12 protein-coding genes are annotated in these 21,334 nt (G+C 68.9%); 5 read left to right on the top strand and 7 right to left on the bottom strand.

From position 1 onward, the window contains the following. Positions 1-18 precede the first annotated feature (18 nt). Genes kdpB through AC1DMN_RS15695 form a run of 3 tightly spaced genes read right to left on the bottom strand, consistent with a single transcriptional unit; the run spans position 19 to position 4,105 of the window. Positions 19-2,319 carry a potassium-transporting ATPase subunit KdpB gene (gene kdpB, locus AC1DMN_RS15705; protein WP_477384553.1) on the bottom strand — a complete coding sequence of 767 codons (2,301 nt, stop codon included), beginning with the start codon at positions 2,317-2,319 and terminating at the stop codon, positions 19-21. Further along, entirely contained in the window at positions 2,316-4,016 is a 1,701-nt protein-coding gene (gene kdpA, locus AC1DMN_RS15700; RefSeq protein WP_477229796.1) for a potassium-transporting ATPase subunit KdpA, read from the bottom strand. Before kdpA ends, kdpB begins: the two co-directional genes overlap by 4 nt. Further along, complete coding sequence (locus AC1DMN_RS15695; RefSeq protein ID WP_477384551.1) at positions 4,016-4,105, bottom strand: potassium-transporting ATPase subunit F; 90 nt, start codon at positions 4,103-4,105, stop codon at positions 4,016-4,018. Before AC1DMN_RS15695 ends, kdpA begins: the two co-directional genes overlap by 1 nt. 222 nt (positions 4,106-4,327) lie before the next feature. Between AC1DMN_RS15695 and AC1DMN_RS15690 the strand changes: the two genes are divergently transcribed. Together AC1DMN_RS15690 and AC1DMN_RS15685 are read left to right on the top strand one after the other, a co-directional pair. Then, on the top strand, positions 4,328-5,338 hold the full coding sequence (locus AC1DMN_RS15690; protein ID WP_441977435.1) for a sensor histidine kinase: 1,011 nt from the start codon (positions 4,328-4,330) through the stop codon (positions 5,336-5,338). Next, entirely contained in the window at positions 5,335-5,994 is a 660-nt protein-coding gene (locus AC1DMN_RS15685) for a response regulator transcription factor (RefSeq protein WP_440733001.1), read from the top strand. Before AC1DMN_RS15690 ends, AC1DMN_RS15685 begins: the two co-directional genes overlap by 4 nt. Positions 5,995-6,020: 26 nt before the next feature. On the opposite strand, the gene AC1DMN_RS15680 is transcribed toward AC1DMN_RS15685, so the two are convergent. The 3 genes from AC1DMN_RS15680 to AC1DMN_RS15670 form a co-directional block, all read right to left on the bottom strand. After that, positions 6,021-7,310, bottom strand: coding sequence for a COG4705 family protein (locus AC1DMN_RS15680; protein ID WP_441977434.1), 1,290 nt, complete (start codon positions 7,308-7,310; stop codon positions 6,021-6,023). A 58-nt stretch (positions 7,311-7,368) separates the two neighbouring features. Further along, positions 7,369-12,084: an NAD-glutamate dehydrogenase gene (locus tag AC1DMN_RS15675; RefSeq protein ID WP_477229795.1), complete on the bottom strand. Its 4,716-nt coding sequence runs from the start codon at positions 12,082-12,084 to the stop codon at positions 7,369-7,371. Positions 12,085-12,182: 98 nt separating this feature from the next. Continuing rightward, the gene (locus AC1DMN_RS15670) at positions 12,183-14,264 is read right to left on the bottom strand and encodes an APC family permease (RefSeq protein ID WP_441977432.1); all 2,082 of its coding nucleotides are present in this window, start codon (positions 14,262-14,264) and stop codon (positions 12,183-12,185) included. Between the two features lie 249 nt (positions 14,265-14,513). On the opposite strand from AC1DMN_RS15670, the gene AC1DMN_RS15665 reads away from it, so the two are divergent. Further along, positions 14,514-17,006 (top strand): discoidin domain-containing protein, encoded by a 2,493-nt coding sequence (locus AC1DMN_RS15665; protein ID WP_477384549.1) that lies wholly within the window; start codon positions 14,514-14,516, stop codon positions 17,004-17,006. A 51-nt stretch (positions 17,007-17,057) separates the two neighbouring features. On the opposite strand, the gene AC1DMN_RS15660 is transcribed toward AC1DMN_RS15665, so the two are convergent. Then, entirely contained in the window at positions 17,058-18,224 is a 1,167-nt protein-coding gene (locus AC1DMN_RS15660) for an ROK family transcriptional regulator (protein ID WP_441977430.1), read from the bottom strand. 71 nt (positions 18,225-18,295) lie between these two features. Between AC1DMN_RS15660 and AC1DMN_RS15655 the strand changes: the two genes are divergently transcribed. Together AC1DMN_RS15655 and AC1DMN_RS15650 are read left to right on the top strand one after the other, a co-directional pair. Further along, positions 18,296-19,540 carry a Gfo/Idh/MocA family protein gene (locus AC1DMN_RS15655; protein ID WP_477229793.1) on the top strand — a complete coding sequence of 415 codons (1,245 nt, stop codon included), beginning with the start codon at positions 18,296-18,298 and terminating at the stop codon, positions 19,538-19,540. A gap of 35 nt (positions 19,541-19,575) precedes the next feature. Continuing rightward, a complete protein-coding gene (locus tag AC1DMN_RS15650; protein WP_477384547.1) occupies positions 19,576-21,315 on the top strand; it encodes a glycoside hydrolase family 35 protein in 1,740 nt (579 codons plus the stop codon). Positions 21,316-21,334 lie beyond the last annotated feature (19 nt).

The following is a 21,334-nucleotide window of genomic DNA, read 5'->3' as shown; positions in this document are numbered from 1 at the left end:
TGGAGTCAGTGGCCGGCGTCAGAAACCGGGGATGAGAGCGACGACGAGGTCGATGAGCTTGATGCCGACGAACGGGAGGATCACGCCGCCGATCCCGTAGATCAGCAGGTTGCGCTGCAGGATCTGCGACGCGCTCGCCGGCTTGTAGGCCACGCCGCGCAGGGCGAGCGGGATGAGGAAGACGATCACGACCGCGTTGAAGATGATCGCGCTCGTCACTGCGGAGGCCGGCGAGTGCAGCTGCATGATGTTGAGCGCCGCGAGCCCGGGGAAAGCACCCATGAACATCGCCGGGATGATCGCGAAGTACTTCGCGATGTCGTTGGCGAGCGAGAACGTGGTGAGCGCGCCACGGGTGATCAGCAGCTGCTTGCCGATCCGCACGATGTCGATGAGCTTGGTCGGATCCGAGTCGAGATCCACCATGTTCCCGGCCTCCTTGGCGGCCGAGGTGCCGGTGTTCATCGCGACGCCGACATCGGCCTGCGCGAGCGCCGGGGCGTCGTTSGTGCCGTCYCCGGTCATCGCGACGAGGCGGCCGCCCTCCTGCTCGCGACGGATCAGGGCCAGCTTGTCCTCCGGGGTGGCCTCGGCGAGGTAGTCGTCGACGCCGGCCTCGGCCGCGATCGCCTTCGCCGTGAGCGGGTTGTCACCCGTGATCATCACGGTGCGGATGCCCATGCTGCGCAGTTCACCGAACCGCTCCGCCAGGCCCTCCTTGACGACATCCTTGAGGTGCACGACGCCGAGAATCCTGGCTTCTCCCGCCGGGGTCGTTGAGCGAGCGAAGCGAGACGAAACGTCGTCTCCGTCGAGATCGCCGCGTTTCGTCTCGGTCGGCGCTGGCGCGTCGTCCTCGCTCAACGACCCCGAGGAGACCACGGCCACCATGAGCGGAGTGCCGCCCGACGCGGCGATCTCGTCGGCGAAGCGCGCGGCCTCGGCGGCGGCCGCCGCGTCGCCGGAGCCCTCCGACTCGATCCAGGCGCGGATCGCGGATCCTGCCCCCTTGCGGATCTGCGTCCCGTCGATCAGGTCGACGCCGCTCATGCGGGTCTGCGCGGTGAACGGCACGGTCTCGGCACCCTCGGGAGCGGCGACCACGATGCCGCGGCCCGCGGCGAGCTCGACGATCGACGCGCCCTCCGGCGTGGGGTCGGCGAGGGAGGACAGTGCCGCGGCGTGCAGCAACTCCTCCGCGGAGACCCCGGCGACCGGTCGGACGTCGGTGGCACGGCGGTTGCCGTAAGTGATCGTGCCGGTCTTGTCGAGGAGCAGCGTGGTGACGTCGCCCGCGGCCTCGACCGCGCGGCCCGACATCGCCAGCACGTTGCGCTGCACGAGACGGTCCATCCCGGCGATGCCGATCGCGCTCAGCAGCGCGCCGATCGTGGTCGGGATCAGGCAGACGAGCAGGGCGATCAGCACCGGGATGCTCACCGGCGACGCCGAGTACGACGCGATCGGGTTGAGGGCCAGCACCACCACCAGGAACACGATCGACAGGCTCGCGAGCAGGATGTTGAGCGCGATCTCGTTAGGGGTGCGCTGGCGATCCGCGCCTTCGACGAGCGCGATCATGCGGTCGACGAAGGTCTCGCCGGGCTGGGACGTGATCCGCACCACGATCCGGTCCGACAGCACCCGGGTGCCGCCGGTGACGGCGCTGCGGTCGCCGCCGGACTCGCGCACCACAGGGGCGCTCTCGCCGGTGATCGCCGACTCGTCGACGGTCGCGATGCCGGCGACGATATCGCCGTCTCCGGGGATGGGCTCGCCCGCGACCACGATCACCACGTCGTCCCGGCGCAGGTCGGCGGAGGAGACCTCCTCGGTCGCCGCGCGCTCCGCCGTGGGATCGGTCGCGTCGTCGTAGCGGACCACGCGCCGGGCCATCGTGCTCGTGCGCGTCTTGCGCAGAGTGGCCGCCTGCGCCTTGCCGCGCCCCTCGGCGACCGACTCCGCGAGGTTCGCGAACAGCACCGTGAGCCACAGCCAGACCGCGATCGACCAGGTGAAGCCGTTCGGGACGGGAGTGCCGCCCGAGGCCGCSGCGSCKGAWCCGASGAACGGCTCGGCGAYSGCCAGCACGGTSGTGATCGCGGCGCCGGCCCACACGAGAAGGATGACGGGGTTGCGCAGCAGAGTGGCGGGATTCAGCCGGYGCAGCGCACCGGGCAGAGCCTGCGTGAGCTGGCTCCAGCCGAAGGCGCGCTGCGGGCGCTTCGGGGATCCGGATCCGTCGCCCGATGCGGGTTCGGGAGCGGGGTGGGTGAGACCTTCGACAGGCTCAGGGACCGAGGGGGTCATGACGGTCATCGGACGAGTCCTTCTGCGAGCGGCCCGAGCGTGAGCACGGGGAAGTAGGTGAGGGCGGTGACCACGACGGACACTGCGATGAGGAGCCCGACGAACTGCGGGCGGTGCGTGGGCAGCGTTCCGGCCGTCTCCGGCACGTGCTGCTGCCGGGCCAGGGAYCCGGCGAGRGCCAGCACGAACACGATCGGGATGAACCGTCCGAGCAGCATCGCGACGCCGAGCGCGGTGTTCAGCCAGGGGGTGTTCGCGGTGAGGCCGGCGAAGGCGGATCCGTTGTTGTTCGCCGCCGAGGTGAAGGCGTAGAGCACCTCGCTGAGCCCATGCGGGCCGGGGTTGAGGATCGAGGTCTTCTCCACATCGGCGCGGATCGGCGGGATCGCGAAGCTCAGGGCGGTGCCGGCCAGCACCAGGGTCGGCGTCACCAGGATGTAGAGGCTGGCGAGCTTGATCTCACGCGGACCGAGACGCTTGCCCAGGTACTCCGGGGTGCGGCCGACGAGCAGCCCGCCCACGAACACCGCGATCACGGCGAGGATGAGCATGCCGTACAGCCCGGACCCGACGCCGCCGGGCGCGACCTCGCCGAGCATCATGTTGATCATCGGCATCATGCCGCCGAGCGGGGTGAACGAGTCGTGCATCGCATTGACCGCACCGGTGGAGGTGAGCGTGGACGCGGTGCCGAAGAGCGAGGATCCGAGGATCCCGAACCGCTGCTCCTTGCCCTCCATGGCGGATCCGGCGAGCTGCGTGGCCGTACCGCCGCCACCGAGTTCGAGGGCGCTCAGTGCGATCAAGGAGACCAGGAAGATCGTGCCCATCACGGCCGCGATCGCGTAGCCCTGGCGGTGGTCGCCGACGATCCGGCCGAACGTGCGCGGCAGCGCGAACGGGATCGCGAGGATCAGGATGATCTCGAGCAGGTTCGTCCACGGCGTCGGGTTCTCGAACGGGTGCGCGGAGTTGGCGTTGTAGAAGCCGCCGCCGTTGGTGCCGAGGAGCTTGATGGCCTCCTGCGAGGCGACCGGTCCTCCGGGGATCGCCTGCGCGGTGCCGGCGAGCGTGTGCACCTCGGTGAAGCCGGACAGGTTCTGCACCACGCCGCCGGCGATGAGGGCGAGCGCCGAGAGCACGGCGAGGGGAAGCAGCAGGCGGATCAGTCCGCGGATGAGGTCGACCCAGAAGTTGCCGATCGTGGCGCTGCCGCGACGGGCGAAGCCGCGCACGAGGGCGATGGCGATCGCGATGCCGACCGCGGCCGAGGTGAAGTTCTGCACGGCGAGGCCGGCGAGCTGGACGAGGTGGCCCATGGTCTGCTCGGGCGAGTACGACTGCCAGTTGGTGTTGGCGACGAACGAGGCGGCCGTGTTGAACGCGAGGCCCTCCGGCACCGAGGGCAGGCCGAGCGAGAGCGGCAGGACCTGCTGCACGCGCTGCAGCAGGTAGAGCAGCAGCAGGCCGACGACGGAGAACGCGAGCACGCTGCGCGCGTAGGCCCGCCAGGTCTGCTCGGACGACGGATCAACGCCGATGAGGTGGTAGAGGCCGCGCTCCACGCGCAGATCCTTGGCGCCGGTGTAGACGCGGGCCATGTAGTCGCCAAGGGGGCGGTACAGCAGCACGAGGACGACGATGAGCGTGGCGGCCTGGAGCACGCCGAGCCAGAGGCCGGCGCTGTCGAGTGACGCGGCGCCCATCAGAACTTCTCCGGGGCGACGAGGGYGACCACGAGGTAGCCGATCGCGGCGACGGCGAGGACAGCGGCGATGATCTCGATGACGATCACAGCTTCTCCACCCCCTTCGCGATCAGTGCGACCAGGGCGAACAGCGCGAGCATTCCCGCGACGTAGATGATGTCGAGCACGGATCCGATCGAACCGGTCCTGAGAGCGCCGGATCGGGATCCTCACGACTCCCTCACGCGCCGCTGCGGGATCCATGCACCTTCCGCACGGACCGGTGCCGAGTGCGGGCCCGCCGGAGGCGCGCCAGGGGATGATGGACGCATGACGCGACGTGCGCACCCGCCGGATCCGCTCGATCCGCGCCGCTCCAGCCGTGCGATCGGCTGGCAGGTCGCCGGGGTCTCGGCCGTTCTCGTGCTCGTCGGCGCCGCGCTCGCGATGGGCTACCTGTTCTGGCAGACCAGGCCGGCAGAGGAGGCGGGGGTCGATCCGGGCAGCGTCCGCGTGTTCGTGGAGCCGGCCAACCTCGTGATCGCCGGCCTGGTCGTGGGTGTCGGCGCAGTGCTGTGCGCCGGCGGTGCGGCCTGGCTCATCGCCCGCCGCGCGGTCCGCCCGCTTGCAGAGGCCGCCCGCATCCAGGAGCGGTTCGTCGCCGATGCCAGTCACGAGCTGCGCACCCCGCTCGCCGTGTTGAACGCGCGGGCGCAGCACCTCGCGTTGCTCACGCCCGCGGACGACCCCCGCCACGAGATCGTCGGAGCGCTGCGCGCCGACGCCCGGATCATGTCGGGCGTGGTCGATGACATGCTGGCCGTCGCGACCGGCGCGCCCGCCCGCCGCGGCAGCTGCGTGGTCGCCGACGTGCTGACCGAGGTCGCGGCCGACCTCGCCGTGCTTGCCGCGCAGCGCGAGGTCTCGGTGCGGGTCGAGCTCCCGGCGAGTGCCGTCCCGGGGCCGGTCGTCGCGGCGCTGCCGGAATCGGAACTGCGCCGCTGCCTGGTCGCGCTGCTCGACAACGCGATCGATCACTCCCCGTCGAACGGGACGGTCGTGGTCTCGGCGGCGACCGAGGACGACATGGTGCGCGTCACCGTCCTGGACGGCGGATCCGGCATCGTCGGGATCGCGCCGGAGCGCATCTTCGACCGCTTCGCTCATGGCGCGGCGACGGCGCGGGAATCCGACGACGTCGCACGCACACGGTCCGGCATCGGACTTTCGCTGGTGAAGGAGGTCGTCGAGCGCCACGGCGGAGACGTGCGGGTCGTGCGCACCGGGCCCGAGGGCACCGCGTTCGCGCTGAGGGTGCCGCTCGCGGAGGGTGCGCGATGACGGGGCGGCTGCTGCTGGTCGAGGACGATCCGCGTCTCGGGCCGATCATGGGTGACGTGCTCGGATCCGAATGGCGCGTCGATCTGAAGGGGACCGCCGAGGAGGGGCTGGCGGCGGCGCTCGCCGCGCGCTACGACGTGATCGTCACGGATCGGCGGCTGCCCGGCATGAGCGGCGAGGAGCTGGTGCGCGAGCTGCGCCGGCGCCGGGTGGCGACGCCGATCCTGATGCTCACAGCGCTGGGCGAGGTGCGTGACCGGGTCGATGGCCTCGACGCCGGCGCCAACGACTACCTCGTCAAGCCCTTCGAGTTCGAGGAGCTGAGCGCGCGGCTGCGGGCGCTGACCCGCGACTACGGCGGACCGGAGGAGGGCCTCGCGATCGGCAGCTGGGTCTTCCACCCCGACGATCAGAGCATCGAGTCGCCGTACGCGGGGCGGATCCTGCTCACCGAGGCCGAGAGCGCGTTCCTGCACGTGCTGGCCGCCGAACCGGAGCGGACGTTCTCCCGCGAGTATCTGCTGCAGGCCGTGTTCGCCCGCGGCGAGAGCCTCACCACGGTGGAGACCTACGTGCACTACCTGCGACGCAAGACCGATCGCGACCTCATCCAGACCGTCCGCGGCGCCGGCTACCGCCTCGGCACACCGGCCTGATCGACGGCGACCCAGACGATCCCGGCTCAGGCGCCGAGATCCTTCAGCAGGGTCGCGAGCTCGGCCTGCTGCGCGGCGGGCGCCGCGGCTTTCACCCCCGGATGATCGATCGCGTAGGTCTTGAGGATCGCGTCCATCTGCTGATCCAGGAACGTCCAGGCGGTCTGGTCGGCGGCCTGCAGCGCGTTCGCGTCGGCGTCCCACGCGTCGCGCATCTTCTGAACGGTGGCATGCGATGCGGACGTATCGCCCGCCGCATCCTGCTTCGTCGCGGTCTGCGCGAGCGCGATGTACTTGGCGACCGCCTCCTTCGGCAGATGCGCGGTGACCTGCTGCGGCGAGAGAGAGGCGACCGGACCGGTCGAAGCGCCGTCGTCGGCTGCCGCGGCCGCCTGGTGGGGCGCGAGTGAGGCGACGGTGAGGATCACGGCGGTGGCGACGCCGAGGGCGACGAATCCGATCAGGCCGATCCGTTCGCGCTGCGGGCTGGTGAACACTCGGGAGACGTGGGTCGCGTCGTAGGTCTCCACCACGTCGCGGCGGCTGATCGCGAGGTAGATCACGGTGGCCAGGATCAGCCCGAGGAAGATGATGCTCGTGGCGAAGGTGCCGAGGCCCAGGCCGACCGGCTCGCCCGGGTTCGCGGCCTGCGTCGGGGAGCCGAGGAAGTCGCCGATGTTGGCGCCGAGCGGCCGCGTCAGGATGTAGGCCAGCCAGAACGACAGCACGGGGTTCGCTCCACCACGCCACAGCGCGGTGATCGCGAGGATCAGTCCGAGCGGCAGCAGCACGGCGACCCCGGGGCTCCAGCCGGTCAGCTCCAGCGTCCAGTCCCCGGTCGCGGTGCCGAGTGCGAACGTCACGAGCACGGTGAGCCAGTAGAACGCCTCGCGCGGGCGGGTGTCGATGGAATGGATCGACAGCGTGCGCTCCCGGGCCCACCAGATCCCGAACACGGCCGCCAGCAGCACCGAGAACACGGCGGAGGAGACCCACAGGGGCACGCCCAGCTGGTCGGTCAGGATGTCGGTGTACAGGGTGCCGGTGATCGAGATGACCACGACCGTCAGCCAGTACGGGAACGGCGAATACCGCTTGAGGCTCAGCTGCACCGCGAGGACCACGACGAGCACGCCCGTGAAGATCCACGCAGTGTTGCCCAGGCCGACGCCGAGTGTGAGGTTGATCCAGTCCGCGAAGCTCTCGCCGACCGTGGTGCACAGGATCTTGATGATCCAGAACCAGATCGTGACCTCGGGGACCTTGTTCAGCAGGCGTCCCGCGGTCGCCGCTCTCGCAGTGCTCGTCGTCGTCATGCTTCGACGCTAGGAGCGAGGCACCAAGGACCCGCCAAGGATCCGATGACGCCCCGGGTCAGCGCACGAGCGAGCGCAGTCGTCGCAGGGCGACCGAGAGCACGGCGATCCCCGGCCGGGGGACTGCGGAGGCAGCGGCGAGGGCTGACGCGGCACGCTGCGCCGTGCTGCCGCCGCCCTCGAGCCACCGGGCGTACCGCTCGTCGAGCTCGACGTCGCCCGCGTGGGTCTGCACCGAGGCGGTCAGGTCCACGAGCACGGCGTACAGGTCGTCGCGCAGGGACGCGCGGGCCATCGACTGCCAGCTGTCGTCCTGCGGCAGCCCGGAGACGCTGGTCAGCAGATCGTCGAAGCGGATCTCCCCGGAGAGCAGGAAGTAGGTGCGCGCGACGTCTTCGAGATCCCAGCCTCTGGCCTGGGCGAGCTCGATCACGTCGAGCAGTCGCAGCGCCTCGAGCAGCCTGGCGCCGCGGTGTGCGAGATCCTCGGGCACTCCCGCGGCCGCGAGCGCCGCCTGCCGTGCGGCGAACTGAGCCGCCTCGCCTGCGTGGAAGAACCCGGCGAGCCGTTCGGACAGGATCCGCACCGGCTCGGCGAACCGGGCGATCTCGGCGCCGATGTCGACGCCTTCGGAGCGGTGCTGCACGAACCAGCGCGCGGCGCGGTCGAGCAGGCGGCGGAAGTCGAGGTACAGCCGGGTCTGGGTGGCGGTGTCGACGAGGTTGTCGGTGGCCTCGACCGCGACGACGAAGCCGCGCAGGTCGAAGATCTCCCGCGCCGCGACGTAGGCCCGGGCGATCTGCTCGGCGGTGGCGCCGGTCTCCGCGGCCGCGCGGTCGGCGAACGTGATCCCGCCGCGGTTGACCATCGAGTTCACGACCGTGTTCACGATGATCTCCCGGCGCAGCGGATGCTCGGCCAGGCGCTCGCCGAACCGCTCGCGCAGCGCGCTCGGGAAGTACTCCGCGAGGGTCTCCGCGAACCAGGGGTCGTCGGCGAGGTCGGTCGCGGCCAAGTCGGTCTTGAGGGCGAGCTTCGCGTAGGCGACGAGCACGGCGAACTCCGGTCGGGTCAGCCCCTCGCCGGCCTCCACGCGCTCCTGCACCGTGAGCCGGTCGGGCAGGAACTCGATCTCGCGGTCGAGCTCGTCGCGCGCCTCCAGGGTCTCCATCAGCCTCTCGTGCACGGGCAGCATGATCGCGGCGTTCGCGCGGGAGTTGCCGAGGAGGACGTTCTGCTCGTAGTTGTCGCGGAGCACCTGCACGGCCACTTCGTCCGTCATCGATGCGAGCAGGGCGTTGCGGTCCTCGATGCTCAGCGTTCCCTCGCGCACGAGTGCGCCGAGCAGGATCTTGATGTTCACCTCGCGATCGGAGGTGCCGACACCGGCGGAGTTGTCGATGGCGTCGGTGTTGATCTGCACGCCCGCGTGCGCCGCCTCGATGCGGCCGCGCTGACTGACCCCGAGGTTGCCGCCCTCGCCGACGACGCGCACCCGGAGGCTGCGCCCGTCGACGCGGATCGCGTCGTTGGCGCGATCGCCGATCTCGGCGTGCGACTCGGTCGACGCCTTCACGTAGGTGCCGATGCCGCCGTTCCAGAGCAGGTCGACGGGGGCGAGCAGCACCGCGCGCTTGAGCTCGTTCGGAGTGAGCGCCGTCACCGCGTCGTCGAGTCCGAGCGCCGCCCGCATCTGCGGCGACACCGGGATCGACTTCGCGCTGAGCGGGAAGGCGCCGCCGCCCGCGGAGATCAGCGCCGGGTCGTAATCGCCCCAGGACGAGCCGGGCAGGCGGAACAGCCGCAGTCGCTCCGCGAAGGACACGGCGGGATCCGGATCCGGATCGATGAAGACGTGACGGTGGTCGAACGCGGCGATCAGCCGGATGTGCTCGGACAGCAGCATCCCGTTGCCGAACACGTCGCCGGACATGTCGCCGATGCCGACGACGGTGAAGTCCTCGGTCTGGGTGTCCGTGCCCAGCTCACGGAAGTGCCGCTTGACCGACTCCCACGCGCCGCGCGCCGTGATACCCATCGCCTTGTGGTCGTAGCCGACGGAGCCGCCCGAGGCGAAGGCGTCGTCGAGCCAGAAGCCGTACTCCTGGGAGATTCCGTTCGCGATGTCCGAGAACGTGGCGGTGCCCTTGTCGGCGGCCACGACGAGGTACGGGTCGTCGCCATCACGTCGCACCACGCGATCGGGCGGCAGGATCCCGTCGGCCGTGCGGTTGTCGGTGAGGTCGAGTAGCCCGCGGATGAACGTCCGATAGGCGGCCTTGCCCGCCTCCAGCCACGCACCGCGATCGGCGGCGGAGTCGGGCAGCCGCTTGCCGACGAACCCGCCTTTCGAGCCGGTCGGCACGATCACGGCGTTCTTCACCATCTGCGCCTTGACCAGCCCGAGCACCTCGGTGCGGAAGTCCTCGCGCCGGTCGCTCCAGCGCAGGCCGCCGCGGGCGACCGCGCCGAAGCGCAGATGCACGCCCTCGACCTCGGGGGAGTAGACCCAGATCTCGACCATCGGCCGGGGCGCGGGAAGATCCGGCACCCGCTTGCTGTCCAGCTTCATCGACACCCACGGCTTCGGCTGCCCGTCGGCGCCCTGCTGGTAGAAGTTGGTGCGCAGGGTCGCGTCGATCACGCCCAGGAACGCCCGCAGGATCCGGTCGTGGTCGAGGCTCGCGACACCGTCCAGCCCCTGGAGCACGCGCTCCCGGATGCGGGCCTGCGCGTCCGGATCCGCTGCGTCCGGGTCGAAGCTCGCCGCGAAGAGGTGCACCAGCGACACCGCGATCGTCGGGTTCGTGATCAGCGCTTGGTCGATGTAGCCCGTCGAGAACGCGGATCCGATCTGCCGCAGATAGCCGCCGATCGCGCGCAGGATGACGATGTCGCGCCAGTCCAGCCCCGCGTGCACGACCAGCGCGTTGAGGTTGTCGTTCTCCGCGGCGCCCGTCCAGATCGCGAGGAACGCCTCCTCGAACTGCGCGGCCCGCGTCTCGTCGCCCCAGAGTGCCGCATCGGACAGCCGCAGGCCGAAGTCGGAGATGTGCCTCCGGGTGCCGTCCGGGAGTGTGACGGTGTGCGGGCGGTCGTCGACGACCTCGACGCCGAGCGCGGTGAGCATGGGCAGCACCTCGGCGAGCGGGCGCGGATCCACGCTCACCACGGTCAGGAAGCGGCGCGTCTCATCGTCGCCCTCGGCGTACAGGTGCACGGCGACGCCTCCGGATTCGTCGAGCCGTTCCAGTCGCCGCACATCGCCGACGGCCTCCTCGGGCGTCGCGAACTCCTTGTACGACTCCGGGAAGGCCGCGCTGTAGCGGGCGTGCAGGGTTCCGGCGGTCTCCTCGTCGTATGCGCCGTGCAGCGCGTCGACGAACTCCGAGTCCCACGTGCGCAGGGCGGCCGCGAGGCGCGCGTCCAAGTCGGCCGGGTCGATCGCGGGGATATCGCGGTCCTTCGGCATCCGCATCACGACGTGCAGCTGAGCGAGCGGCGACTCGCCCACCTTCGCCGTGTACTCGAGGGCGTCGACGCCGTAGGCGTCCTTCAGCAGCGCCTCGATCCGCAGCCGCACGGGGGTGTTGTAGCGGTCGCGCGGCAGCAGGACCAGCGCCGACACGAACCGGCCGAACTCGTCGCTGCGCGCGAAGATCGCCGCGCCGCGCCGCTCACGCAGCCGGCTGATCCGGGTGGCGACCGCGAGCAGGTGCTCCGGGGAGTCCTGGAACAGCTCGTCGCGGGGGTAGTCCTCGAGGATCTGCTCCAGCTCCTTGGCCGAGTGCGACCCCGGCGCGTGGCCGGAGGCCGCGAGCACCTCGGTCACCTTCGCGGCGACGATCGGCAGGGCGGTCACGGAGGAGGCGTAGGTGATCGACGTGAACAGGCCCAGGAAGCGGTGCTCCCCGGTCACGTTCCCCGCCTCGTCGAACGAGCGCACTCCGATGTAGTCGAGGTAGACCGGTCGGTGCACGGTGGAGCGCGAGTTGGCCTTCGTGATCGTCAGGATCCGCGGCTCATGCGCGGTCGCGCGGGCCTCGGGGCGCAGATGCACGACGCGGCTCGGCGCATCCCGGAGGATGCCGAGGCCGGTGTCGTCGATGGGGCGGAGCACGTCCTCCCCGTCGATCGCTTCCAGCGCGTAGGCGCGGTAGCCGAGGAAGGTGAAGTGGTCGTCGGCGAGCCAGCTCAGGAACTCGGTGCTGCGGGCGATCTCCGCGGGAGCGGCGGTCGGCGGCGGGGACGTGCGCAGCCCCGTCACGATGTCGAGGCAGGTGCGTCGCAGCACGCCCCAGTCCGCGACCGCGGCGTGCACGTCGGCGACGACGGAGAGGATCCGGGAACGCAGCGCCTCACGCTGTTCGGCCGTGGGGATCCGGTCGGTCTCGAGGTGCATCCACGACTCCGACCGGCCGCCGAGGCCGCCGACCTCGAGCAGCCGGCCCTCGTCGTCGCGGCGGACGGCGACGACCGGGTGCAGGAGCAGGTGGACGGTGGGCCCCTCCCCGGCGATGGCCGCGGCGACGGAGTCGACCAGGAAGGGCACGTCGTCGGTGCAGATCTGCACGATCGTCCGCCGCGAGGTCCAGCCGTTCTCCGCGATGGTCGGCGTGAAGACGGCGACCCGCGTCTCGCCGGGGTGACGCCCCTCAGCGAGGTCGACCATCGCGGTCAGCGCCCCCGTGACGTCGCGGGGATCCCGGTCCTCCAGGCCGTCCTGCGGGAGCCTGCTGCGGAGCCGGTCGATCAGAGCAGTGGTCTCGGGCATCGTCGTCCTTCCGCCGCCGCGCGGTGGTCGTTCACCCGCGGTCAGCCCGAGTGTCCCGCCGGGCGGGCGTCATGTCAACGGCTGCCCGGCGCCGGCGCTCAGCCCAGCTCGGGCGGGCCCGCCGGGCGCTGCACCCGACGCGCCGGCTTCGTGTTGTCGTCGCCGTAGAGGGGGCGACCGCCGCGCTGCTGGCCGGGCACCGGCCGGGAGCGGCGTCCGTAGATGAGCTCGGACGAGTCGAGCAGCCAGGGCACGAGCGTGATCGTGACGCCGTGCACCATCATCAGCTGGTTGGCCACACGCCGGGCGCGCCGGTTGTGCAGGATCGACTCCCACCAGTGCCCCACGATGTACTGCGGCAGATACACGGTGACCACGGCCGGACCGTGCTTCTGCCGGTACTTGCTGATGTAGGCCTCGACGGGGGCCGCGTAGTGGCGGAACGGAGACTCCACGATCACCAGCGGGATCGGGATCCGATGCTGCTGCCAGTCCTTCTGCAGCTGCACGCCGTCCTCCGGGTTGGCGGCCACGTGCAGCGCGATCGTCTTCTGGTGCTTGGCCGCGATGGCGTAGTCGATCGCCTTGATCACCGGCTTCTGCAGCCGGTTGACGAGGATGATCGCGACGTCGCCCTCGGATCCGAAGTGGGTCGTGTCGTCGATCGCGATCTCGTGCTCGACGTCGCGGTAGTAGCGCTTCACACCCATCATGAGGAGGGCCAGCAGCGGGATCGCGATGAACACCATCCATGCGCCGTGCGTGAACTTGGTGATGGTGACGATCACGAGCACCGCGATCGTCATCGACGCGCCGAGGGAGTTGATCGCAAGACCCGTGTAGGCCGTGCGGCGTACAGGCAGCGCATCCTTCACGCTCATGGTCTTGGTGCCGGCCAGCAGCCGTCGCCAGTGCCGCACCATGCCGACCTGGCCGAGCGAGAACGACACGAACACGCCGATGATGTACAGCTGGATGAGGTTCGTCAGATTCGCCTGGAACAGCACCAGCACGCCGATCGCGGCGATGCCGAGCAGGATCATGCCGTTCGAGAACACCAGGCGGTCGCCGCGGGTGTTCAGCGCCTTGGGAGCGTAGCCGTCGCGCGCGAGGACGGCGCCGAGCAGCGGGAAGCCGTTGAACGCCGTGTTGGCGGCGAGCAGCAGCACGCAGGCGGTCGCGGCCTGGATGATGAAGAACGGCAAGGATCCGCCGCCGAACACCGCCGAGGCGATCTGCGCCATGAGGCTCTGCTGCGGAGTCCCGCAGGCGTAGCCGACCAGGTCGCGGCAGGGGTTCTCCGCGTAGTGCACCTGCGTGATCAGGCCGAGGGCGGTGAGTCCGGTGAACAGCAGGATGGCGATGCCGCCCATCATGGCGAGTGTCGCCTGCGCGTTGCCGATCTTGGGGATGCGGAAGGCCTGCACGCCGTTGGAGACGGCCTCGACGCCGGTCAGGGCCGAACAGCCGCTGGAGAAGGCGCGCAGCACGAGCAGGATGACCGCCGCGTTCGCGAGCTGGTCGCCGTGCATCGCGTACTGCGAGCTCGCGGCGACCGGCACGTCGCCGAGGAACGTGCGCACCAGGCCGGTGACGATCATGACGCCGACGGATCCGATGAAGATGTAGGTCGGGACCGCGAAGAACGTCGAGGCCTCGCGCACGCCGCGCAGGTTCACGATCACGATGAGGATCACGAAGCCCACGGCGAGCTCGACGCGGAACGGATCGAGCTGCGGCACCGCGGAGATGATGTTGTCCACGCCGGACGCGATCGACACCGACACCGTCAGGATGTAGTCCACGAGCAGCGCCGCCGCCACCACGACGGCCGGGATCTCGCCGAGATTCTTGGCCGCGACCTCGTAGTCGCCGCCGCCCGAGGGGTAGGCCTGGATGAGCTTGCGATAGCTCAGCACGATGACGATCAGCAGCAGCACCACCGCYGCSGCGACCCACGGGGCGAACGTGAGGAACGCCAGACCGCCGAGGCCGAGGGTCATCAACATCTCCTGCGGACCGTAGGCCACGGAGGAGAGCGCGTCGGATGCGAAGATCGGCAGCGCCATCCGTTTCGGGAGGAGCTGTTCGTTCGCCTTCTCTGTGCTGAGCGGTTCGCCCAGCAGGATGCGTTTGGCTACCTGCGGGGCGTCGGCGCTCTCACGGCTGTCATTTGCCACGAGCGGCAAAGTTACGCCTGCAACGGGGCAGACGCAATTTCACGCGCGGGTTGTTGCATCACTGTTCCATCACTCTTTGCCCGCGACGGAGCTCGGGCGTATCCGGCGACGGTAATGGAGGGCGTTCTCCCGTCGTGCCGAAGTCCACGGAACTGTCGGCCATGTGTCGCTGACGCGACTGACCCTAGGTATTTACGAAATGGCCCTATATATTGTCTCGCAACCACACCGTCCGACGAAGGGCAGGACATGAGTTATCCACGCACGCGGCCGTTGAGCCGCAGAAGACTGACCGCGGCAACCATTGCCGTGGTCCTGGCCGCAGCCGGTTCCAGCCTGCTCGGCGCAATGCCGGGATACGCCGCCGGTGGCACCACCTATTACGTCGATGCGGCGGCGGGCGACGACACCGCGGCGGGTACGAGCGCGGCATCGCCCTGGCGTTCGCTTGACAAGGTCAATGCGACGAGCCTCTCGCCGGGCGACAGCGTTCTGTTCAAGGGGGGCTCGGTCTGGACCGGCAGCTTGACGGTGACGTCATCAGGAACCGCTAGCGCGCCGATCACGATCGGGTCCTACGGCGCGGGTCGAGGACGCATCGATGGAGGCGGCTCCGTGACCAACACGTTGACCGTGCGCAACGCGAGTTATGTGACCGTGCAGAACCTTGAGGTCACGAACTCCAGCTCGATCACGACGTCGACATCCAGCATCCGACGCGGCATCTATGTCGAGGCGAAGGACATCGGCGAGGTGGACGGCATCTCCATCCTGAACAACTTCGTCCACCTCGTCGACGGACAGGGAAAGTCGGGCGGCATCGGGGAGGGTGGCATCGCTGTCGGAGTGCGAGGGAACAGCGTGCAGACGTGGTTCGCCGGCACGCGCATCTCCGGGAACGAGGTCAGCGACGTCAATGCGTACGGCATCTCCACCTTCACGACCTGGTGCGGGGGGTGCGAAATCTACTCCGGGGAGACCGGGATTCCATCGACAGAGGTCTCGGGCACGCGCAAGCCGTTCACCGGCCTCAAAGTGGACCAGAACTACGTCCACGACGTCACCGGGGGCGGCATCACGCCGCAGTACGCCGACAACGCCGTGGTCGAGTGGAACACAGTCGATCGCGCCGCAAGCCACCAGCTCGTCGCCGGCGGGGGCAATGTCGGCATCTGGTGGCAGGGGACCAAGGGCATCGTCGTGCAGTACAACACTGTTCGCCGGACAGCTTTCGAGGGAATCTATTCCAACGCAGACGGACTCGCTTTCGACGCCGACATGGGCTCCCAGAACAGCGTGGTGCAGTACAACATCAGCGACAGCAACAACGGCGGGTTCTTCATGTGCTTGATCTCGGCCTACCAGAACCAGGTTCGCTACAACCTCAGCGTGAACGACAAGCGCCTCATCTTCCGCTTCCTCTCCGGCTGTGGCGGAACGCGAGCGCACAACAACACCATCTGGACATCGGCCGACCCCGGTCCGACGCTCACTTCGCCGGGGGTGAACAGCGCCCCCAAGCAGCTCGCCGGGATCGTGGCGACGGACACCTCGGGCAACTCGATCGCCCGCGGACAGGCCGTCGTCGACAACATCATCTACAACCCGTCCAACGCTCCGTACAACGTCTCCGGTGAGGTTGTCACTCCGTATTCGAACAACCTCTACTGGAACGGCACGTCGTCCACGACTCCGGCCTCCAACGACACGAGCGCGACCGTCGRCGACCCGCAACTGGCGAACACGTCCGCCACGCTGCCCTCTGGCGGGTTCATTACTTCCGCACAGTTCAACGCCTACATGGCGGCGTTCAGCCCTGCGGGCACATCGCCGGTGCGGAACAAGGGCGTCTCCGAGTGGGGGCAGACGAAGGACGCGCTCGGCAGCACGGTCCCCGTGGGGGCCGTCGACCTGGGTGCGATCCAGCACGTGGTCGGCGCGACCGCGACGTCTTCTCTCGGCACGTCGGCAGGTACCGTGGCGAATGTCGCCGACGGCGACGTGTCGACGTCATGGGCCACTGCGAATGGCGCGACCTTCCCCGGGGACGTCACGGTGCAGTACAACGACCCGCGCACGCTCGATGCAGTCACACTGGCGGTCGCGTTCGGGCAGGGACAGGGTCCCACCGCCGTGGACGTGCAGACGTGGAACGGGACCGGATGGCAGACGCAGCTCTCCAATGCGGCGATCAGCTGGTCGACCAACACCTCCGCCGTCGAGTACAAGCGGCTGACGCTCCCGGCCGCGGTGACCACCAGTCAGCTCCGGGTCATCATCAAGGCGGCGAACCTGACCTGGGGTCACGCGGCACTGAACGAGCTGTCGGCCTCCTACCGAGGCGTGGCGGCGACGAGCATGAGTGAGCTGTCGAACACCAACGTCACGTCTGCGCTGGTCGACAACAACCCCGCGACCTCCTGGGCTTCGGAGGGATCGACGCTCGGATACCTGCAGATCGACGGCCCGCCGGTGACGGCGAGCTCCATCACGCTGAGCGCGGCGTTCGGACAAGGGCAGGGCCCGACTCAGGTGTTCGTGCAGGCGCTGAACGGCGACACGGGAACATGGCAGACCGTCCTGCCGACGACCGCCGTCACGTGGTCCACCAACACGTCGACGGTCGAGTCCCGGACGCTCACGTTCATGGCCCCCGTCACGGCGACGAGGTTCGAAGTGCAGTTCTCCGCGGCGAACCTCACGTGGGGGCACGTGGCGGTGAACGACATCAGGCTGCAGTAGCGGTCGATCGGAGGGGGAGGGGTGTGGCCGGCGGCGCCCCTCCCCCTCTCGTCAGCCGATCTGCATGACCGTCGCGGTCACGTATTCCCGGCACAGTGCGATGCCGCCGAGTGCCACCGCGGACTGTCCCAGCTGTGAGATGCGCAGTTCGATCGGGAAGAGCGTGAGCGCTGCCACGGCTGCGCGCAGTGGGGCGAGCAGCCGCTCGCCGAGCTGCGCCACGCCGCCGCCGATCACGACGACCTCCGGATCGAGGGCGAGGCAGAGTGCCGCGATTCCTCGGGCGAGGTCGTCCGCGAACTTCTGCAGTTGTCGGAGTGCTTGCGGGTCGTCATGCGCGATGGCGTCGAGCGTCTGGTCCATGGATCCAGTTGCGTCCGCGAGCCTCCGGTGCGCGCTCGCCCAGCGGGTCGAAGGAAGGGCGCCGATCTCGCCGGCGCCGCCGTGCACACCGCGCGCGAGTCGACCGTCGATGATCATTCCCGCAGCCACCCGGTGCCCGACCAGCACGTTCACTGCGCTCTGCGTGCCCGCGGCGCTGCCCCAGGCGTGTTCACCGACGGTGGCGAGTTTGGCGTCGTTCTCGAAGATCACCCGCATCGAGCCGTATCGTCCCCGAATGCGAGCCGGCAGGTCGAACGTCTGCCATTGCGGTACGACCACCGTCAGGGCGATCCCGCCGTCTGCGCCGACGATCGCCGGCAGGCCCACGGTTAGGGCGACGACATCCTGTTCCTGGGCGTCCGCATCGGCCAGTGCGCTCGCCATCGCCTGCTGCACCGCGTCGAAGGCCGTCTCACCGTCCGTGAGGTCGATCTCAGAAGACCGCACGCTCGCCAGCGGCTCCCCGCGCAGGGTCGTGACGACGCACACGAATCCGTGGGGGCCCAGGTCGAGGCCGACCAGCACGTTGGCGCGGTCAGCGAGGGAATAGCGCTTGGCTGGCCGACCGGCGCGCTGGCCCAGCGGTTGTGCAGCCGTTTCGAGGATCCATCCGTCCTGAACAAGCTGCGCGAGAGCTCCCTCCACGGTGGGGCGGCTGAGGGCACATGCTGCGGCGATCTCGGCGACGGAGTGCTCACCGGGCTTGTCGAACAGGAACCGGAGCACGGCTCGCTCATTGATGCGTCTCAGCGTGGAGACTTCGCTTCCGTCCAGTTCCTGCACGAATCTCAGTATGTCGTGCGGGAGCGGCGGCTTTCGCGAAGAGGTCGTCATTCCGAAATTATACAAGGGCCCTATATAATTTGAGCGTTCGCCAGGAATGGAAGGCCAGCAAGAGGAGTCGCATGTCCACCCCAGTCCGTCTCGCTGTGGTCGGCGCAGGATCGCGCGGAACCAATTACGCGCGGCTCGCCGCGAACGTCGGTGCCGTCGTCGTCGCGGTCGCCGAACCTGATCCGGTACGTCGGGAGCTCTTCGCCGCGGAGTTCTCCCTTTCGCCCGAGGCTGTGTTCGTCACATGGGAGGACCTGGTGGTCGCGCCTCGGTCTGCCGACGCGGTCGTCATCGCCACACAGGACCGCGGCCACACGGCCCCTGCGGTCGCGTTCGCGCATGCAGGTTTCGACATCCTGCTCGAGAAGCCGATCGCACCGACGGAGGGCGAAGCGACGCAGATCGTCGAGGCTGTCGAGGCGACGGGCGTGATCATGGCGGTGGGGCACGTGATGCGTTACAGCGACTACACGCGAGCCCTGAAAGAGCTGTTGAGGGCTGGCGCCATCGGAAAGATCGTGTCAGTGGAACACCTCGAGCCGATCGGATGGTGGCATTTCGCCCACTCGTACGTCCGAGGCAACTGGCGTCGCGAGGAGACATCGAGTTCCATGCTCATGGCCAAGTCGTCTCACGACCTTGACTGGCTCTCGTACATCGTGGGGCGTCCGGTGCGACGGGTCTCCTCCTTCGGGGGGCTGTATTGGTTCAGGCCCGAGAACAAGCCGGCCAAGGCGGCGAACCGTTGTGTCGACTGCCCGCTTCAGAAGACCTGCGCCTACTCGGCGACGCAGATCTACGAGGGCTTCCTCGAGGATCCTTCGTATCGCGTGTGGCCCCTCGGCGTGCTCACGCCGAACCCCACCGCCGAGACCGTGCGGAACGCTCTGGAGACAGGACCCTACGGCGCATGCGTCTACAACGGTCAGAACGATGTCGCCGATCACCAGGTCGTGAATCTCGAGTTCGACGATGGATCGACGGCCGCCTTCACCGCGGTCGCGTTCACGCAGCTCGAGTTTCGCAAGACCCGCATCTTCGGGACGGAGGGATCCATCGACGGCGACGGCCAGAACCTCACGATCCTCGACTTCGCAACGGGACAGACGCGGATCCTGGACACGATGCCTGCAGGAGGCGCAAGCGCGGCGGATGGGCATGGCGGCGCCGATGGTCGTCTGGTGGAGGCGTTCCTGCATGCTGTCGCGGCCCGCGACGGTAGCGGCCTCTCGCCCGCACGTGAGAGTCTCGAGTCGCACCAGCTGGTGTGGGCGGCCGAACGCGCGCGCGAGCGCGGCGAGGTGGTGACGCTGTGACGACGGACGCACGTACGTGGATCGACGACGGCCAGGTGCTGTCCGGTGCTGTCCACTACTTCCGCATACATCCCGACCTGTGGACCGATCGCCTGAAGCGCCTTGCGGCGATGGGTGCGACCCATGTCGAGACCTACGTCGCGTGGAACTTCCACGAGCGCGAGCGGGGGCAGGTCGATTTCGACGAGTGGCGGGACCTGCCGCGATTCATCCGTCTCGCCGAGAACGAGGGGCTTTCGGTCATCGTTCGGCCGGGGCCGTTCATCTGCGCCGAGTGGGACAACGGAGGCCTGCCCACCTGGCTGTTGTACGACGGAACAACCCCGCTGCGAACCAGCGACCCACGCTTCCTCGAGCCCGTCGACGCCTGGTTCGACATTCTGATTCCCCTTCTGGTGCCGCTGCAGAGGTCGCACGGGGGACCGGTCGTCGCGGTGCAGGTCGAGAACGAGTACGGATCCTTCGGTACGGATCGCGCGTATCTGGAGCATCTGCGCGACGGACTGAGATCGCGCGGCATCGACGTGCCGCTGTTCACCTCGGACGGACCGACGGACCTCATGCTCGACGCGGGGACTTTGCCTGACGTGGCCGCCACCGCGAACTTCGGGAGCGCTGCGAGTGAGGCAATGCGCGTCCTCGAGCGGCGCAGACCCGGTGAGCCGTTCCTGTGCGCCGAGTTCTGGGGCGGATGGTTCGATCACTGGGGTCGCGAGCACCACACGCGCCCCGCCGACGACTTGGCTGCGGCGATCGAGCCTCTCCTTGCCTCCGGTGGCTCCATCAACGTCTACATGGCGCACGGCGGCACAAGTTTCGGCACGTGGCCCGGGGCCAACATCGACCAGGGGATCTACCTGTCCACCGTGACCTCCTACGACTCGGATGCGCCCATCGGCGAAGCGGGGGAACTGACCGAGAAGTTCTGGGCGCTGCGGCGACTGTTCGGCTCCGCGACAGGCGCGTCCCTGCCCGAACCGCCACCGCTCCCCGAGCGTCAGCGAGCGCAGACCGCCCGGCTCGCCCCCGGAGCGGCGCTCCTCACTGCGCTCAGGGCTGCGTCATCCGGCGAGATCACTTCTCATCTGCCGCTCAGTCAGGAGGCGTTGCACCAAGCATCCGGTTTGACTCTCTACGAGGCGGATGTGCGAATACCTCTCGGCGACAGCACGCTGCGAGTACACGAGCCGCGTGATCGCGCCTGGGTTTTCGTGGACGGGGTGCTGCGGCATCGCGTAGACCGGAATGCCCTCGACGAGGGTCTGTCGTTGGTGGGGAACGGCGCGATCTCGCAAGTCTCGGTCGTTGTCGAGAACGAGGGGCGGGTGAACTTCGGGCGGCATATCGGCGAGGCGAAGGGGCTGCTGGGCGGGGTGAGTATCGATGCGCATGGCGTTTCGCGCCTCGTTCACGGCTGGACCCAGCGAGCCATCGACGTGCAGGCGCTGACCTCGCTCCCTGAGCTCCCGGCGCCCTCCGCGCAGGGCGGTCCCGGGACCTATCGCGCCGAGCTGATCTGCGCGCAGAGAGCCGACGCCTTCATCTCACTCCCGGGATGGGAGAAAGCCTACGTCTGGCTCAATGGTTTCCTGTTGGGACGCCTCGACGCTCGGGGGCCGCAACAGACGCTCTACGCGCCGGGGCCGTTGTGGGCGCTCGGACCGAACGTGGTCGAGGTCCTTTCGCTGGGGCGTCCCGGGGGTGACCTTCACGTTGTGGGACATCCCGTTCTCGATGGAAAGATCCCCGAGCTTTCATCCCTTGAACTGGGATAAATAGTTCCTCTTGTATTAC

The sequence above is a fragment of the Microbacterium sp. 01T413_2 genome, from assembly GCF_056398985.1.
Note: the sequence above shows the minus strand (reverse complement) of the source record. Positions and strands in the feature narration are given on the sequence as shown.

What these genes read in the sequence shown, in the direction of transcription:
- AC1DMN_RS15690 (WP_441977435.1), top strand. Translation starts at nt 4,328, where the DNA reads ATGACGCGACGTGCGCACCCGCCGGATCCGCTCGATCCGCGCCGCTCC.
- AC1DMN_RS15685 (WP_440733001.1), top strand. Translation starts at nt 5,335, where the DNA reads ATGACGGGGCGGCTGCTGCTGGTCGAGGACGATCCGCGTCTCGGGCCG.
- AC1DMN_RS15680 (WP_441977434.1), bottom strand. Translation starts at nt 7,310, where the DNA reads ATGACGACGACGAGCACTGCGAGAGCGGCGACCGCGGGACGCCTGCTG.
- AC1DMN_RS15675 (WP_477229795.1), bottom strand. Translation starts at nt 12,084, where the DNA reads ATGCCCGAGACCACTGCTCTGATCGACCGGCTCCGCAGCAGGCTCCCG.
- AC1DMN_RS15660 (WP_441977430.1), bottom strand. Translation starts at nt 18,224, where the DNA reads ATGACGACCTCTTCGCGAAAGCCGCCGCTCCCGCACGACATACTGAGA.
- AC1DMN_RS15655 (WP_477229793.1), top strand. Translation starts at nt 18,296, where the DNA reads ATGTCCACCCCAGTCCGTCTCGCTGTGGTCGGCGCAGGATCGCGCGGA.